Below are 15,670 nucleotides of genomic sequence, written 5' to 3' on the forward strand. Positions count from 1 at the left end.
CCGTTTTCCACCCTTGCGGGCTTCTTTCGGAGCAACCCTTCTAACTTACCAGGCTTCCGGAGCTTGTCAACCCCATCTGCCCGACTTTCACGCTGTGCCCTAGATCCGCTACTTTCGTGGCTTTCTCCGGAGCAACCCTTCTAACTTACCAGACCTGTCTGAAGTGTCAAACTTCGTCCCGGTCTGTCGCTTTTGGGGGCGGCGAACCGCACCCTCAGGCGGGTGGATCAGAAGGGGTTCCCCGCGATCGGCCGCCCCTCGGTTTCCCTCGTTGCGGCCCGCTCTCAGTGGGGCGAAGCAAACGTTATTCCCCTTCTCCGCACTCGTCAAACCAGCCACGGCACGGAACCTGCCATCCGCCGACCGGGCGGGACCGGCACCGGTCCCGCCCACGAGTGCGGCCCACTGGTCAGCCGCCAGGCCGGGGGCTCACGGGTCACGCCTAAGGGTCAGGCCCACAGGTGAGGGGCCCACGGGTCAGGGCAGGAGGACGACCTTGCCGGTGGTCCTGCCGCCCGCGACCGCCTCGTACGCCTTGGCCGCGTCGGCGAGCCGGAACGTCGCGTCCAGGTGGACGCGCACGGAACCGTCGGCCACCAGGGCGGTCAGGTCCGCGAGGTCGTGGGCCGACGGCCTGACGTTCACCGCCTCAAGCCGAATCCCCCGCTCCGCCGCCTCGTCCCGCGTCAGTCCGAGGTTCGCCCCGATCGCCCCGATCAGCAGGCCGCCCGGCCGCAGGACGCTCGCGGAACGCGGTCCGCTCTCGCCGCTGACCAGGTCGAAGACCACGTCGAGGCCGGACAGGACCTCGGTGTAGTCGGTGTCCCGGTAGTCGATGACCTCGTCCGCGCCGAGCCCGCGCACGAACGCGTGCTTCGGCTCCGACGCCGTCCCGACGACGTGCGCGCCGCGCAGCTTGGCGAGCTGGACCGCGAGATGCCCGACGCCCCCGGCCGCCCGGTGGATCAGCACCCGCTGCCCGGCCTGGATATCCGCGATCCCGTACAGGGCCTGGTACGCGGTGAGACCGGCGAGCGGCAGCGCCCCCGCGATGTCCACCTCCACCGACGCGGGCCGCCGCACGATCTCGTTCGGCGAGACGAGCACGTACTCCGCGTGCGTCCCCGCCTCGGCCGGGAACCCGACGAACCCGAGCACCTCGTCGCCGACGCCGAACGCCGAGACGCCGGAACCGACCGCCGCGACCGCGCCCGCGACGTCCCAGCCGAGGGTGAACGGCGGCTCGCCGAGCAGCGGGTAGTACCCGGCGCTGACGGCGGCGTCCACCGGGTTGACGCCGGCCGCCGCGACCCGCACGAGGACCTGTCCCGGCCCGGGCTCCGGCGTCTCCACGTCGATGAGCTGCAACACGTCGGCGGGCGTTCCGACGGTGTCCTGGGTGAGCTTGCGCATATCTGCCTCCATGTTCCGGTGATCTGCGTTCACCCTGCCCGGAGCCGGTATCCCTTGGAAAGAAGGCACCTTTGGGATATATAGGTACCTTATGGAAACCATCCAGGTCAGCGAGTCGTGCGCCTCCCCCGCCGACAGGACCCGCATCCGCTTCGACGCCGACGCCTACCTCGCCGAGTGCGCGTCCCGCACGGTGCTCGCCGCGCTGTCGGACAAGTGGACGTGCCTGCTGGTCGACGCGCTCAGCGGCGGGCCGGTCAGGTTCGGGGAGCTGCGCCGCAGGATCGGCGGGATCACCCAGAAGAGCCTCACCTCGACGCTGCGGACGATGGAGCGCGACGGCCTCGTCAGCCGGACCGTCTACCCGACGATCCCGCCGAAGGTCGAGTACGAACTGACCGAGCTGGGCCGGAGCGTCATCAGGCTGATGAGCGGGGTCAAGGAGTGGGCCGAAGTCCACGTTGATGAGATCCTCGCCGCCCGCGCGCGCTACGACGAGCTCGCCACCCGCGAGGTCGAGCCGGTAAGGGCTGGGACAGGTATCCGCCGGTGAAGACGACGGCCTCGGCGATGATCCAGAGGGCCGCGGTGGCCGTCAGGAGGACGTCGAGGGCGTCGGGGTCGTCGTTCAGGAGCAGCGCCCCGGCGAACGCGAGGACGAGCGCGGGGACGGCGACGACGAGCGAGTACGAGACGGCGGTGTGGAAGCCCTCGAGGCAGGCCGGGTCGGCGAGGGAGCCGTCGGACGAACAGAAGGCGGCCTCGCCCCAGCCGCCGTAAGCCGACAGCAGCCAGAGCAGCGCGAGGGCCGCGTTGGCGGCGGCGGGAAGCGCCGGCGACACCCTCCAGGGGCCGGGCCGGTCCATGCCCGCCTACATAACACCAAAAGGGCGGCCCCGTCACGGGACCGCCCTTCTGTGTGCACGACTGTGCGCGCGACCGGGACTTAGAAGTCCATGCCGCCCGCGTCGGGCATGCCGGCCGGGGCCGGGTTCTTCTCGGGCTTCTCGGCGATGACGGCCTCGGTGGTGAGGAACAGGGCAGCGATCGACGCCGCGTTCTGCAGCGCCGAGCGGGTGACCTTCGCCGGGTCGATGATGCCGGAGGCGAACATGTCGACGTACTCGCCGGTGGCGGCGTTCAGGCCCTGGCCCGCGGGCAGGTTGCGGACCTTCTCCACCACGACGCCGCCCTCAAGGCCGGCGTTGACGGCGATCTGCTTGATCGGCTCCTCGAGCGCCTTCTTGACGATCGCGGCGCCGGTGGCCTCGTCGCCCGCCAGGTCGAGCTTGTCGAACGCGTTGACCGACGCCTGCAGCAGCGCCACGCCACCGCCGGGGACGATGCCCTCCTCGACGGCCGCCTTCGCGTTGCGAACGGCGTCCTCGATGCGGTGCTTGCGCTCCTTGAGCTCGACCTCGGTGGCCGCGCCCGCCTTGATGACGGCGACGCCGCCGGCGAGCTTGGCGAGGCGCTCCTGGAGCTTCTCGCGGTCGTAGTCGGAGTCGGTGTTGTCGATCTCCAGGCGGATCTGGTTGACCCGGCCCTGGATCTCGGTCGCGTCACCGGCGCCCTCGACGATGGTGGTCTCGTCCTTGGTGATGACGACCTTGCGGGCGCGGCCCAGCTGGTCGAGGGTCACCGAGTCGAGCTTGAGGCCGACCTCTTCGGTGATGACCTGGCCGCCGGTCAGCACGGCGATGTCGCCGAGCATGGCCTTGCGGCGGTCACCGAAGCCCGGGGCCTTGACGGCGACGGACTTGAAGATGCCGCGGATCTTGTTGACGACCAGCGTGGCAAGGGCCTCGCCGTCGACGTCCTCGGCGATGATCAGCAGCGGCTTGCCGGCCTGCATGACCTGCTCGAGCACCGGCAGCAGGTCCTTGTTGGAGGACGCCTTGCCGCCGACGATGAGGATGTACGGGTCGTCGAGCGACGCCTCCATCCGCTCGGGGTCGGTCACGAAGTAGGGCGAGATGTAGCCCTTGTCGAAGCGCATGCCCTCGGTGAGCTCGAGCTCGAGGCCGAAGGCGTTGCTCTCCTCGACGGTGATGACGCCTTCCTTGCCGACCTTGTCCATCGCCTCGGCGATGAGCGAGCCGATCTCGGGGTCGGCGGCGGAGATGGAGGCCGTCGAAGCGATCTGCTCCTTGGTCTCGATCTCCTTGGACAGCTGGGAGAGCTGCTCGGAGACGGCGGCGACCGCGGCCTCGATGCCCTTCTTCAGGGACATCGGGTTGGCGCCGGCGGCGACGTTGCGCAGACCCTCGCGCACGAGCGCCTGGGCCAGGACGGTGGCGGTGGTGGTGCCGTCACCCGCGACGTCGTCGGTCTTCTTGGCGACCTCCTTGACCAGCTCGGCGCCGATCTTCTCCCAGGGGTCCTCGAGCTCGATCTCCTTGGCGATGGAGACACCGTCGTTGGTGATGGTGGGAGCGCCCCACTTCTTCTCCAGCACGACGTTGCGGCCCTTGGGGCCAAGCGTCACCTTTACGGCGTCCGCGAGCTGGTTCATACCGCGCTCGAGACCGCGCCGGGCCTCCTCGTCGAACGCGATCATCTTGGCAGCCATCGGCTCCAGATCCTCCTCGTAGTGGATGCGGAACATGGCGGATCGGGTGGATGCCCGCGACGGACGGCCTCACCCTGCGAGCAGCCCCATGCATGCCACCCGAGAGCCTGACCTCATCGTCCCGACCCTGAAGCTTGTGTGGTTATCACTCTCACCTGGAGAGTGCCAGCACCTGTTTAGCACTCTCCCCCGTCGAGTGCAAGCCGCACTGGTGCTGACCAGCAGATGAACAGAAAATGACCCGCGCCCCCAAAGCGGGGTCGCGGGTCATGTGGGTCGACGCGTTACACGGCTCGGCCTGCTGGGCGGCTCGGCCCCGGCCTGCTAGACCGCTCGGCCTGCTAGACGGCTCGAACCAGGTCGGCCTGGGGGCCGCGGTCGGACTGGGTGATCTCGAACTCGACCCGCTGCCCCTGCTCGAGGGTGCGGTAGCCGTCCATCTGGATGGAGGAGTGGTGGACGAACACGTCACGGCCGCCGTCCACGGCGATGAAGCCGTATCCCTTGTCCGCGTTGAACCACTTCACGGTGCCCTGCGCCATGCCTGAACCCTGACTCGAGCCGCGGCCCCCCTGGACCGCGGAACGGCCGGGGAGTCCACCTCGGACGCCCCGATCCCCGTTCGTGATCGCCCGGAGATCCGGGCGTGATGGGGATGGCAATGGAACATACATGGGTGTATCAGACAGGGGGAATGTTCCGGCCGAGTGTGGCCACCATTGTGTCGCCGTGCACAAATCCCGGGAAACGCGAAAGGGCTTTCCCATTCTGACGGGAAAGCCCTTTCTGTAAAGTCGCTGTCTCAGGCGCCGCCGGCGACCGCCGGGATGATGGACACCTGGACGCCCGCCGGGGTCGGCGTGTCGAGGCCCTGCTCGAACCTGACGTCCTCGTCGCCGACGTAGACGTTGACGAATCGGCGCAGCTTGCCGGTGTCGTCAAGGACGCGCGCGGAGATGCCCGTGTAGTTCGTCTCGAGGTCGGCGATGACCTCGCGGAGGGTGTCCCCGGTCGCCTTGACCTCGGACTCGCCACCCGTGTAGGTGCGCAGGATCGTGGGAATGCGGACGGAAACGCTCATATCTAGACTCACACCAATCCGGTAGCGCGGAACGCCTCGATCGAGGGCGCGATGTTGGCGGACGGCTTGGCGACCTGGGCCACCGCGTCCAGGGTCTTCAGTCCTTCGCCCGAGTTGATGATGACGGTCTCCAGCGACGGGTCGAGTTGGCCGCTGTCGATGAGCTTCTTCAGCACGCCGACGGTGACGCCGCCCGCGGTCTCGGCGAAGATCCCCTCGGTCCTGGCGAGCAGCCGGATGCCGTCGACGACCTCGGTGTCGGTGACGTCGTCGATCGCGCCGCCGGTGCGGCGGACGGCGTCGAGCACGTAGGGGCCGTCGGCGGGGTTGCCGATCGCCAGGGACTTGGCGATGGTGTCGGGCTTGACCGGGCGGATCACGTCGAGACCGGCCTTGAACGCCGCCGAAACCGGGCTGCACCCCTCGGCCTGCGCGCCGTACACCTTGTAGGGCTTGTCCTCGACAAGGCCGAGCTTGATGAGCTCCTGAAACGCCTTGTCGATCTTGGTGAGCTGCGAGCCCGACGCGATCGGGACGACGATCTGGTCGGGCAGCCGCCAGCCGAGCTGTTCGGCGATCTCGTACCCGAGGGTCTTGGAGCCCTCGGCGTAGTACGGCCTGACGTTCACGTTGACGAACGCCCAGTCCTCCTGCTCGCCCGCCAGTTCCGAGGCGAGGCGGTTGACGTCGTCGTAGTTGCCGTCGACGGTCACGAAGGTGCCGTCGTACACGGCGGTGGTGATGATCTTCTGCTGCTCCAGGTCGGAGGGCACGAAGACGGCGCTGCGGATGCCCGCGCGGGCCGCGGCCGCGGCGACGGCGTTGGCGAGGTTGCCGGTCGACGGGCAGGCCAGCACCTTGAAGCCCAGCTCGCGGGCGGCGGCGAGGGCGACCCCGACGACCCGGTCCTTGAAGGAGTGGGTGGGGTTGCCGCTGTCGTCCTTGACCCACAGGGAGCTCAGGCCGAGCGCGGACGCGAGCTGGTCGGCCTTCACCAGACGGGTGAAGCCGGGCTCGGTGTTGGGGATCTCGGCGACGTTCGACGGCACCGGAAGAAGGTCCTTGTAACGCCAGATGTTGCGGGGCCCCGCCTCGATGGACTCCCTCGTGACGTTCGAGACGTCGTAGGAGACCTCGAGCGGGCCGAAACACTCGGCACAGGCGTAGTACGGGCCGAGTTCCACGGAATTGCCGCATTCGCGGCAGGTGAGCGCGGTGGCGTTACCCAGGTTGGGCATGAGTTCGAGGCCCCTCCCTCATCTTCCCTGCGCCGATCTGGTCGCAGGCCGGAGTTGGCACCTGTTCCGCGCCTACGCGCAACGGCTGCGCGGGCTGTCGGAAGGGTTGCCGGGGCTTCGCAGGGCCGGTCCCTCCACCCCTCTGGATGAGCGCCCGTCAGAAAGCGACGGGCGTGTATGAAGTTGTGCCCCGACTTTACCTCAGGTGTCCGTTCCACCGAACGGCCGGGGCGGCCGCCCTGTTGGACCGTGCCCGTCCGGGGTTGGACCGTGCTCTTTTGTGAGTTGCGCCACCGGGCGGCAGGTCAGGGCGCACCTGGTCCGGGAACCGTGTGATGTGCCGTGCGACACTTTTGTCCATGCAGGTACTCGTCGCCAGCAATCGCGGCCCGGTCTCGTTCCGCCGCGCCGAGGACGGCACCCTGACCATGCGCCGGGGAGGGGGCGGACTCGTCTCCGGCCTCGCCTCCGTCGCCTCCGGCACCGACCTTCTGTGGGTTTGCGCGGCCCTGTCTGACGACGACCGCACGGCGGCCCGTCAGGACCCCGAAGGTCGCCTCGACAAGGCGGGCCACGACACCGGGGCCGTACGGATGCTCGACATCCCGGAGAAGACCTTCCATCGGGCTTACAACTCCGTCGCGAACTCGACCCTCTGGTTCATCCACCACCTGCTGTACGCGACGCCGACGGCCCCGCACTTCGACGCGGTCTTCCGGCGCGACTGGCAGGCTTATACGGCCTATAACGCCGCGTTCGCCGGGGCGTTGGGGCAGGACGCCGAGCAGGGCGCGAAGGTCGTCGTGCAGGACTACCACCTGGCTTTGGTGCCGGGGATGCTGCGCGAGGCACGGCCCGACCTGCGGATCGCGCACTTCTCGCACACGCCCTGGGCGCCGCCCGCGTACTTCCGGCTCCTCCCGGACGACATCGGCGCGGCCCTCCTCGAGGGGATGCTGGGGGCCGACCACCTCGGGTTCCTGTGCGACAGATGGGCCGAGGCGTTCCTGAGCTGCTGTGACGAGATCCTCGGCGCGCGGGTCGATCCCGTCGCGGGGACCGTGACGCACCGGGGGCGGACGACGCGCGTCGGCGTGCACGCGCTGGGGATCGACGGGCCCGAGCTGCGCGAGCGGGCGGGGCGCGCGGACGTCGCCGAGCGGATGGCGGCGCTGCGCGAGCAGGTCGGGGACCGGCAGCTGCTGCTGCGGATCGACAGGACCGAGCTGTCGAAGAACATCGTGCGGGGGCTGGCGGCGTACTGGGAGCTGCTGCTGAACCATCCCGAGTGGCGTGGACGGGTGGTGCACCTGGCGTTCGCGTACCCGTCGCGTACTGATCTCGCGGAGTACCGGGCGTACACGGCCGAGGTCGAGCGGCTCGCGGCGGAGATCAACGACGAGTTCGGCACCGACGACTGGACGCCGCTGATCCTCGAGGTCAAGGACGACTACGCGCGCTCCCTGGCGGCCTACCAGCTCGCCGACGTGCTCGTGGTGAACCCGATCAGGGACGGGATGAACCTCGTCGCCAAGGAGGGTCCCGTCCTGTCGGACAAGGGATGCGCGCTTGTGCTCTCCCGCGAGGCGGGCGCGGCGGCCGAACTTTCCGACGACGCGCTGATCGTCAACCCCTTCGACGTCTCCCAGACCGCGGAGATGCTGAACCAGGCCCTCCTGCTCAGCCCGGACGACCGCAAGGCCCGCGCGAAGCGCCTCTCGGACGCCGCGACGGCCCTTCCCCCTACCCGCTGGTTCGCGGAGCAGCTCGCCGCCTTGGACTAAAGACAACGGGCCGTCCCTTCGGGACGGCCCGGAAAAGAGCCCCTGCGGGGCATAGAGCCCGCAGAAGGAGGCCCCTCCGGGGCTCCCCGTGCGTAGCGGGTCCCCGTGGGACGGTCCCAGGGCGTAAGGCCCCCGCGCGTAGCGGGTTTCTCCTGAGCGGGGTCAGGAGTAGGACTCGCCCAGGGTGGCTCGGACTTGTTTGCGGGCCTCGTGGATGCGGGACTTGACGGTGCCCAGGGGGAGGTTGAGCTGGGCGGCGATCTCGCTGTACTCCAGCTGGGAGACGTCGCGCAGGACGAGGGCCTGGATGAGGTCGGGCTTCTTGGCCTCGAGCTCTTCCATGGCCTCGAGGATGTCGACGCGGGAGCCCGCGATGACGCTCGTGCGGCGCGGGTCGGGGCGCTGCGAGGGCAGCTCGCCGGCCTGCTCGACCGAACGGCGCTTGAGCGACCGGTAGGTCGAGCGCGCCGAGTTGGCCACGACCACATGCAGCCACGTGGAGAACCGCGAGCGGCCCTCGAACCTGTGGATGTTGCGCGCCACCTGCAGCAGCGCGTCCTGACATGCCTCTTCGGCGTCCTGCCTGCACGGCAGGAACCTGCCGGTGTGCCGCAGGACGTCGCTTTGGATCAACCCGAGGAGTTCGTTAAGAGCGCCCTGGTCTCCCTGGGCGGCCTTCAAGGCCAGCTCTTCGGTCCGTTCGTTGAACGCCATCCGCTTCCGCTCCCCTTCATGACCGCTCAAAGGGCATGATATCGGGGTGTCCATGCCTTCAGCCGTCGGCCGTTACCGAATCGATCGAGTCCTCGGACAGGGGGCTTTCGCCTCAGTCTGGCTCGGCCTGGACGACGACCTGAACGACCAGGTCGCCATCAAGGTCCTGTCCGGGGCTCTCCTTGACGATCTGGACGTGCGCAACCGCTTCCTGGAAGAGGCCCGTATCCTGCGGCGGGCCGACTCCGAGCGGCTCGTCCGGGTGCACGAGTTCGGCGAGCTGCCCGACGGCCGCCCGTACTTCGTCATGTCCTATGCCGACCGGGGGTCGCTGTCGGACCGGATGAAACAGGGCGGTCCACTTCCGGTCAGCACCGCGCTGGCGTTCGTCGAGGACATCGCCCAGGGCGTCGAGGTGATCAACGAGCTCGGCGTGATCCACCGCGACCTGAAGCCGTCGAACATCCTTTTCCAGACGACGAAGGACGGCCAGGGCGAACGGCTGCTCATCGCCGATCTCGGACTCGCCAAGGCCCTGGCGCACGCGTCCGGCGCGTTCACGCTGCCGGTAGGGACGCCCGGTTACATGTCGCCGGAGCAGGCGAGGTTCGGCGGCGGCCTCGACGTCCGCGCCGACGTGTACGGCGTCGGCGCGCTCAGCTACCACCTGCTGGCCGGGCGCGCCCCCGGGCCCGCGCCGGTGAAGGTGCCGCCGAGCGCGCACAACCCCGAGGTGACGCCGGAGATCGACGCCGTCATCCTGAAGGCCCTGGAAGCCGACCGTGAGCTGCGCTGGCCGACGGCCGCCGCCTACGCGAACGCGATCGCGGCGCTGCGGCGCGGCGAGGCCCCGCTGTCGCCCGGCCCGCGCCGTCCGCCGCCCCCCGCGGCGATGACCTCGCCCGACCTGCCGAGCTTCGAGCCCTACGGCAGGGCGGCCGGGCCGCCGCCGCCCCCTGAGCCGCCCAGGAGGCCCCAGTACCGGCCCGAGGACGAGACCCAGGCCGTCCGGTACCCCGAGACCGACGACGCGACGGTGCTCGACCACAACGCGCTGCTCGACCGTCAGCCGCCCCGGGACACCCCGTTCGGCAGGCAACCCCAGCAGCCACAGCAGCCCCCACAGCACCCCGGGCAGCAGTACGCGCCCACGCCGCCGAACCCTCCGGCGTCCTCGTCCGCGCAGGGGCAGCCTCCCGCGCCGCGTCCAGCGAGACAGCGCCTGCTCATCCCTGCCGTGGTCACCGCGGGTGTGCTCGTGCTCGGCGCGGTCGCGGCCGTCCTGGTCCGGCTCACCGACGGCGGCCCAGAACCGAAGCCGACCGCGACGATCGCGCTGGTCCCCCTGGCCGACCCGAGCCAGAAGATCCAGCTGAGCGTGCCCGCCGCGTGGGTGCAGGACACCGACCAGGACACCTGGAACCCGGCGGAGAACGCGGGCGTCGCCGACTCCACCGCGCGTCCGGTGCTGCGCGCGACCACCGACAAGGACGACTTCAGGCCCGCCGACGCCACGTCACCCGGCGTGTTCGTCGGCCTGACGACCGCGCTGCCGCTGCCGCCCGAGGGCGAGTCCGACCACTCGGCGGCGGAGGACGGCGGCTGCGTCAAAGGTGAGACCCGGTCGCTGAAGATCGGCGATCTCGGCGCGACGATCACCCCGTGGACCCAGTGCAAGACGGGGGTTCCGTCGATCACCGAGGTCGGCGTGGTGAAGGACGACCAGAGCTTCGGCGCGTGGGTCCGCATCAAGCAGACCGACGAGACCGACATCAGCGACCAGATCCTGCGGACGCTGAAGCTCCAGGCCCCCTAGCGCGCTAGACCCGCACATGCTCGGGCCGTCCCCCGTAGGCGACGAGCCTGGCGAGGGGTCCGCGCAGCCGCGCCATCACCCTGGGCGGCGGCAGTTTCGGCGGCGCGCCCGCGAGCGTCGGCGCGACGAGCCTGCCCTGCGCGGCCCGCTGGAACCCCTGGACGAGCACCGTCGCGGGCATCCTGCGCCGCTGGACCGCCGCGAGGTCGGCGACGTCGAGGGTCCCGTCGCGCAGCGGCCGCGCGAGCCGGTTCGCGGCGGCGACGGCGTCCTGGATCGCGAGGTTGATGCCGACCCCGCCGATCGGCGACATCGCGTGCGCGGCGTCGCCGAGGCACAGCAGTCCCGGCCGGTACCAGCGCTTCAGCCGGTTCACCGCGACGCGCAGGGTGCTGGTCGTCTCCAGCGCGCGGGCGCGGTCGGCGAGCCACGGGATCAGCTCGGCGACGTTCTCGCCGACGACGTGTGGATCGTCCACGTTCATCCCCTTGCGCACGACATAGCCGCACTGCCAGTGCGTCCCCCGGTCGATCATCGCGACGAGCCGGCCACGGGAGACCCGTAGGAACAGCTCGTCCGGGTCGTCGGGTTCCTTGGGGAGCGCGAACCACGCGACGTCCATCGGCGCGCCGATCTCGTGCAGCGGGAAGCCCGCGCGCAGCGTCGAGTTCCTGCCGTTGGCGACGACGACGAGGGCGGCCCGCAGCGTCCGGTCGACGCCTTGCGCGCACCGGTAGCGCAGCCTGCCTCCGGACGCGTCGAGGACCTCGCAGCCCATCTTGAGGGTGAAGCCGGGGAAGCGGGCGGCCTCTTCGGCGAGGAAGTCGAGGAAGTCCCACTGCGGCACGAGCGCGATGTAGGGGTGGCGGCCGCGCAGTCGGCTGAGGTCGGCGACCACAAGGCGCTCGGCGTCGGTGACGACGGCCATCCGGGACACCCTGCGCTGCGGCAGCCGGGCGAAGCGCGCGCCGACGCCGAGCTCGTCGAGCACGTCGAGGGTCGAGGGGTGGACGGTGTCGCCGCGGAAGTCGCGCAGGAAGTCGTCGTGCTTCTCCAGGACGACGACGTCGACCCCCGCCCTGGCCAGGATCAGGCCGAGCATCATGCCGGCGGGTCCGCCCCCGGCGATCGCGCAGGTCGTGGTGTCCTCTGTGCCGCCCATGTCCCCCAGATCCCCCGTCCAGACAGGGGCTAAGCGATCCCACTTGCCAACGACATACTTCCGATATATCGTTGAGCCATCGACAAGCGGTCGATAACCAACCGAAGGGAAGACGATCATGCATCGCCATCACGAGAAGCACATCCACGAACACTTCGACGGGCGCGGGGCGCGCGGCCGCCGCGGCGACTTCGGCCCCTGGGGCCCGGGTCCCGGCGGCTTCGGGGGCGGACCCCGGGGCGGCGGCAGGCGCGGCGGCGGCCGGGCGCGGCGCGGCAACGTCAAGGCGGCGCTGCTCGCCCTGCTCGCCGAGCGGCCCATGCACGGCTACGAGATGATCAGCGAGCTGGAGAACAGGACGGGCGGCATCTGGCGGCCCAGCCCCGGCTCGGTGTACCCGACCCTCCAGCTCCTGGAGGACGAGGGCCTGGTCACCAGCGCCGAGCAGTCAGGCAAGCGCCTGTTCACCATCACCGAGCTGGGCACCGCGGAGGCCGTCAAGGACCCCGAGCCCTGGCAGGCCGTCGCCGACGCCGCGGGCGACACCGCGGTCAAGGCGCGCGAGTCGGTCCACCAGCTCGCGGTCGCCCTCAGGCAGGTCATGACGGCCGGCACCGAGGACCAGCAGACCCGCGCGCTGGAGATCGTCGGAGACGCCAAGCGCAAGCTCTACGGCATCCTCGCCGAGAGCTGAGCCCCGGTTATTCGGCGAAGGGCAGCGCGATGGCCCGCTGGGTGAACCGCGGATCGAGCACGTACAGGCCGAGGTCGGCCTGGGCGAGCTCGGCCTCCACCCGATCGGTGGTGGAGATCCGCAGCACGTACACGGCGCGGGGCGGCATCGTCAGGGTGCCGTCCCGCAGCTTCGGCGGGGGCGATCCGGCCACCGCCGAGCGCACGACGGTCCCGGTGCGCAGCGCGCACATCGCGAGCACCGGCTCGCATCCCGCCCTGACCTCCTCCGGCAGCGCCTCCTTGCGGATCAGCAGCGCCCCGGGGGTCTCCAGCGCGACGGCCTGACCCGAGGTGTTGGTGATCTCGTAGTCGGCGAAGGCACGGCCGTCGTCGGTCCCGCCGCCCAGCGCCTTCACCCGATACGCGCCGCCAAGGTCGAGCTTGCGGTCCTGCGAGGCCGCCGCGACCTGCGCGACCACCGGCTCGGACCGCGAGTCGTTCCACTTCACGACAGCGCCGCCGACCACCAGCGGCACCACCACCGACGCGGCCAGCAGCAGCGGGCGCAGCGGCGTCATCGGCGCGCCGGCGAGCCCGCCGAGATACGGCTGGACGGGTTCGATGTGCGGACGCGGAGGCTTCTCCGGCGTACGCACCACGGAAAGCGACGGCCACGACCTCGCCGAAGGCGCGGTGGTACCCGTCAGTTCGAGCAGCAGCTGTTGCGCCGACGGCCTACGCCTCGGCTCCTTGGCGAGGCTGTCTTCCACGAGTTGCCCTAGGCGTCCGTCGAGGCCGCCCAGCGACGGCGGCTCGGTGAGGACCCTTGTGACGACGTCCTGGATGGAGCCCTCGCCGAACGGAGGGCGTCCGGTGGCGGCATAGACCATCAGGCACGCCCACGCCCACACGTCGGCCGCCGAGTCCGTCTCCCGGCCGGACACCTGCTCGGGCGCGCGGAACGACGGCCCGCCCAGCACCCCCCTGACGCCGCCGCCCTCGAGCGCCGAGCCGTAGCCGAAGTCGATGACGCGCGGGCCGCCCGAATCCAGCAGCACGTTCCCCGGCCGCAGGTCGCGGTGGATGACGCCCGCGCGGTGCATCGCCCACAGCGCCCCGGCGACGCCGATGGCGAGCCTGTCGAGCGGCGGGCCGGTGCGCGGTCCCGCGCCCTCGACCACGTCGCTGAGCGACAGACCGTGCACGAACTCCGACGCCACCCATGGCGCGCCGCGCTCGATGCCCGCGCCGAGCAGCCGCGCGACGCACGGGTCGTCGACCCGCTGCGCGGCGGCGAGCTCCTGCGCGAAACGGGCGCGCAGCCTGTGGTTGCCGCCGAATCGCGCGTGCAGCAGCTTCACGGCCGCGAGATCGCCGTCGCGGTCGCCGAGGTAGACCACGCCCTGCGCGCCGCGCCCGAGCCGGGCGATCACGCGGTAGGGGCCGATCTGTTCCGGATCGCCCGCCTGGAGGTCTTCCATGCCGGGAATCCTGGCCCCTCGCGGGAGCGTGTAACCGATCTCTCGTGGCCGGTTGCGGCCATCCGCCGCGTGGCGGGGTGGCGCGGGGCTATCCGGGGAACTCAATGTGGCGCGCCTTCCGGTCCTGGAAGAACCGAACATCCCAGACGTACACCCCGATGTCGGCGGCCTTGACGTCGCCCGGCACCGGGTCCTTGGTGCGCACCCTGATCAGGTACGACGCGCCGGGGGCCATGTACTCGTCGCCGTCGACCGTGAGGGGCGCCTCGGACCCGTCGAGCAGGGCCTTGACCGTCTGCTCGTTCGGGACCGTGCAGCGGGAGTCCGGCGCGCCCGGCTGGTCCATGCACGCGACGCCCTTGGGGGCCTTCGCGCGCTCGATGAACAGGTCGCCGGGGTACTCCATCGGCACCGGCTGGTCCTGGGCGTTGGCGATGAAGTAATCCGCGTAGGCGTACTTCGCGCCGTCTATCTCCTCGGTGCCGCCGCCCGCCGCGCCGATCGTGTAGGTGAAGTCGTCGGTGCTGCGCAGCTCGAGCACGGGGCCCGTCGGGGGACGGACCTGGGAGGTGGCCCCGCCCGTCGCCATCACCGACGGGCTCGGCGGCTCGGGCTCGGCGTGCCCGCCGCCGGTCAGCACTACGGTCGCCGCGACGGCCACCGCCGCGACCGCCATGACCCCGCCGACGACGCCGTAACGCAGCGAGTTCTTCCGCCGGGCCCGCTCACGTTCGATGGCGCGCAGTTCGCTGCGCGAGACCGTCGGGTTGGAGTGGCCCGACCTGTCCGCGCCGCTCGCCAGCGTGGTGCGCTCGCGCGTCGGCGGGACGGGCGAGGCGGCCGCGGCCGGGAAGGGGTCGTCGGAGCGGCCCGTGCCGATGAGGTCGAACAGCAGCTGCTCGGCGGTCGGCCGCGCGGCCGGGTCCTTGGCCAGGCACGCCTCGGCGAGCTCGCGCAGCCCGCCGGTGAGCGTGCCCAGATCCGGCTCGGTGTGCAGGATGCGGTTGATCACCACCGAGATCGAGTCGTTCCCGAACGGCGGCTCCCCGCAGGAGGCGTACACCAGCGTCGACGCCCAGGCGAACACGTCGACCGGCCTGTCGACGGGCGCGCGGGCGAACTGCTCGGGGGCCATGTAGGCAGGGGTGCCGAGCGGACCGCCGCCCGTGGACAGCGACGCGGTCGTGAGGTCGAGCGCGCGGGCCACCCCGAAGTCGATAACGCGCGGCCCGTCAGGACCGAGGATGACGTTGGACGGCTTGAAGTCCCGGTGCACCACCCCGGCCTTGTGGATCGCGACGAGGGCCGTCGCGGTGCCGATCGCCAGCCGGTTCAGCTGCGAGCCCGCGCGCGGCCCCCACTCCTCGACCGTCCGCTTCAGCGACAGGCCGTGGATGTACTCGCTCGCGATGTAGGGGACGTCGCCCTCGACGTCGGCGGTGAGGATGCGCGCGGTGCAGAACGGGTCGACCTTCTGCGCGGCCTGGAGCTCGTGCGCGAACGCCGCGCGCGCCCGGTTGTCGCCGCTGAACCGCGTGTGCAGCCGCTTGACCGCGACCTGCTCCCCGGACGCCGCCGTCGCCAGGTAGACGACGCCCTGACCGCCCTCGCCGAGCCGTCCGACGAGGCGGTAGGGGCCGAGCTGTACGGGGTCGCCGGGCCTGAGCGAGTGCGCCTCGGGCATGACCGTCCCCTCATTCGTGGGTCCACAGGTGGGTTGGGCGCAAACCCTAG

The 15,670-nt window shown here is 70.7% G+C and carries 14 protein-coding genes and 1 riboswitch; of the genes, 4 read left to right on the plus strand and 10 right to left on the minus strand.

What is annotated here, in order from left to right; all coding sequences use genetic code 11:
- Positions 1–477: 477 nt before the first annotated feature.
- Positions 478–1,413 (minus strand): NADP-dependent oxidoreductase, encoded by a 936-nt coding sequence (locus R9X44_RS34585; RefSeq protein WP_319818606.1) that lies wholly within the window; start codon positions 1,411–1,413, stop codon positions 478–480.
- 91 nt (positions 1,414–1,504) lie between these two features.
- On the opposite strand from R9X44_RS34585, the gene R9X44_RS34590 reads away from it, so the two are divergent.
- The gene (locus R9X44_RS34590) at positions 1,505–1,966 is read left to right on the plus strand and encodes a helix-turn-helix domain-containing protein (protein ID WP_319818607.1); all 462 of its coding nucleotides are present in this window, start codon (positions 1,505–1,507) and stop codon (positions 1,964–1,966) included.
- Here R9X44_RS34590 and R9X44_RS34595 read toward each other — a convergent pair.
- From R9X44_RS34595 to thrC, 5 genes are all read right to left on the minus strand, one after another.
- Positions 1,851–2,279 carry a hypothetical protein gene (locus R9X44_RS34595; RefSeq protein WP_319818608.1) on the minus strand — a complete coding sequence of 143 codons (429 nt, stop codon included), beginning with the start codon at positions 2,277–2,279 and terminating at the stop codon, positions 1,851–1,853. The genes R9X44_RS34590 and R9X44_RS34595 overlap by 116 nt on opposite strands.
- 80 nt (positions 2,280–2,359) lie before the next feature.
- Positions 2,360–3,985: a chaperonin GroEL gene (gene groL, locus R9X44_RS34600; protein WP_319818658.1), complete on the minus strand. Its 1,626-nt coding sequence runs from the start codon at positions 3,983–3,985 to the stop codon at positions 2,360–2,362.
- 341 nt (positions 3,986–4,326) lie between these two features.
- Complete coding sequence (locus tag R9X44_RS34605) at positions 4,327–4,527, minus strand: cold-shock protein (RefSeq protein WP_319818609.1); 201 nt, start codon at positions 4,525–4,527, stop codon at positions 4,327–4,329.
- A 260-nt stretch (positions 4,528–4,787) separates the two neighbouring features.
- Positions 4,788–5,066 carry a MoaD/ThiS family protein gene (locus R9X44_RS34610; RefSeq protein WP_319818610.1) on the minus strand — a complete coding sequence of 93 codons (279 nt, stop codon included), beginning with the start codon at positions 5,064–5,066 and terminating at the stop codon, positions 4,788–4,790.
- 8 nt (positions 5,067–5,074) lie between these two features.
- Entirely contained in the window at positions 5,075–6,304 is a 1,230-nt protein-coding gene (gene thrC / locus R9X44_RS34615; protein WP_319818611.1) for a threonine synthase, read from the minus strand.
- Positions 6,305–6,319: 15 nt separating this feature from the next.
- Positions 6,320–6,457, minus strand: a riboswitch (SAM riboswitch).
- 206 nt (positions 6,458–6,663) lie between these two features.
- Here thrC and R9X44_RS34620 point away from each other — a divergent pair.
- The gene (locus R9X44_RS34620; protein ID WP_319818612.1) at positions 6,664–8,088 is read left to right on the plus strand and encodes a trehalose-6-phosphate synthase; all 1,425 of its coding nucleotides are present in this window, start codon (positions 6,664–6,666) and stop codon (positions 8,086–8,088) included.
- Between the two features lie 162 nt (positions 8,089–8,250).
- On the opposite strand, the gene R9X44_RS34625 is transcribed toward R9X44_RS34620, so the two are convergent.
- A complete protein-coding gene (locus tag R9X44_RS34625; protein WP_319818613.1) occupies positions 8,251–8,802 on the minus strand; it encodes an RNA polymerase sigma factor in 552 nt (183 codons plus the stop codon).
- A gap of 52 nt (positions 8,803–8,854) precedes the next feature.
- Here R9X44_RS34625 and R9X44_RS34630 point away from each other — a divergent pair, with 52 nt between their 5' ends.
- Entirely contained in the window at positions 8,855–10,618 is a 1,764-nt protein-coding gene (locus R9X44_RS34630; protein ID WP_319818659.1) for a serine/threonine-protein kinase, read from the plus strand.
- A 4-nt stretch (positions 10,619–10,622) separates the two neighbouring features.
- Here the strand turns inward: R9X44_RS34630 and R9X44_RS34635 are convergent, their stop codons facing one another.
- Positions 10,623–11,780 (minus strand): FAD-dependent oxidoreductase, encoded by a 1,158-nt coding sequence (locus tag R9X44_RS34635; protein WP_319818614.1) that lies wholly within the window; start codon positions 11,778–11,780, stop codon positions 10,623–10,625.
- A gap of 118 nt (positions 11,781–11,898) precedes the next feature.
- Between R9X44_RS34635 and R9X44_RS34640 the strand changes: the two genes are divergently transcribed.
- Positions 11,899–12,474: a PadR family transcriptional regulator gene (locus R9X44_RS34640; protein ID WP_319818615.1), complete on the plus strand. Its 576-nt coding sequence runs from the start codon at positions 11,899–11,901 to the stop codon at positions 12,472–12,474.
- 7 nt (positions 12,475–12,481) lie between these two features.
- Here the strand turns inward: R9X44_RS34640 and R9X44_RS34645 are convergent, their stop codons facing one another.
- The gene (locus tag R9X44_RS34645) at positions 12,482–13,936 is read right to left on the minus strand and encodes a serine/threonine-protein kinase (protein WP_319818616.1); all 1,455 of its coding nucleotides are present in this window, start codon (positions 13,934–13,936) and stop codon (positions 12,482–12,484) included.
- An 88-nt stretch (positions 13,937–14,024) separates the two neighbouring features.
- Positions 14,025–15,620, minus strand: coding sequence for a serine/threonine-protein kinase (locus tag R9X44_RS34650; RefSeq protein WP_319818617.1), 1,596 nt, complete (start codon positions 15,618–15,620; stop codon positions 14,025–14,027).
- Positions 15,621–15,670: the final 50 nt, after the last annotated feature.

The sequence above is a fragment of the Actinocorallia sp. A-T 12471 genome, assembly GCF_033875155.1.
In the GTDB taxonomy this organism is placed as follows: domain Bacteria; phylum Actinomycetota; class Actinomycetes; order Streptosporangiales; family Streptosporangiaceae; genus Actinocorallia.

Bases quoted from the DNA above. Each gene is read 5' to 3' on its own strand.
- R9X44_RS34630 (WP_319818659.1), top strand. From the start codon at position 8,855: ATGCCTTCAGCCGTCGGCCGTTACCGAATCGATCGAGTCCTCGGACAG.
- R9X44_RS34610 (WP_319818610.1), bottom strand. From the start codon at position 5,066: ATGAGCGTTTCCGTCCGCATTCCCACGATCCTGCGCACCTACACGGGT.
- thrC (WP_319818611.1), bottom strand. From the start codon at position 6,304: ATGCCCAACCTGGGTAACGCCACCGCGCTCACCTGCCGCGAATGCGGC.
- R9X44_RS34625 (WP_319818613.1), bottom strand. From the start codon at position 8,802: ATGGCGTTCAACGAACGGACCGAAGAGCTGGCCTTGAAGGCCGCCCAG.
- R9X44_RS34595 (WP_319818608.1), bottom strand. From the start codon at position 2,279: ATGGACCGGCCCGGCCCCTGGAGGGTGTCGCCGGCGCTTCCCGCCGCC.
- R9X44_RS34620 (WP_319818612.1), top strand. From the start codon at position 6,664: ATGCAGGTACTCGTCGCCAGCAATCGCGGCCCGGTCTCGTTCCGCCGC.
- R9X44_RS34645 (WP_319818616.1), bottom strand. From the start codon at position 13,936: ATGGAAGACCTCCAGGCGGGCGATCCGGAACAGATCGGCCCCTACCGC.
- R9X44_RS34650 (WP_319818617.1), bottom strand. From the start codon at position 15,620: ATGCCCGAGGCGCACTCGCTCAGGCCCGGCGACCCCGTACAGCTCGGC.
- R9X44_RS34585 (WP_319818606.1), bottom strand. From the start codon at position 1,413: ATGCGCAAGCTCACCCAGGACACCGTCGGAACGCCCGCCGACGTGTTG.
- R9X44_RS34635 (WP_319818614.1), bottom strand. From the start codon at position 11,780: ATGGGCGGCACAGAGGACACCACGACCTGCGCGATCGCCGGGGGCGGA.
- R9X44_RS34590 (WP_319818607.1), top strand. From the start codon at position 1,505: ATGGAAACCATCCAGGTCAGCGAGTCGTGCGCCTCCCCCGCCGACAGG.
- groL (WP_319818658.1), bottom strand. From the start codon at position 3,985: ATGGCTGCCAAGATGATCGCGTTCGACGAGGAGGCCCGGCGCGGTCTC.
- R9X44_RS34605 (WP_319818609.1), bottom strand. From the start codon at position 4,527: ATGGCGCAGGGCACCGTGAAGTGGTTCAACGCGGACAAGGGATACGGC.
- R9X44_RS34640 (WP_319818615.1), top strand. From the start codon at position 11,899: ATGCATCGCCATCACGAGAAGCACATCCACGAACACTTCGACGGGCGC.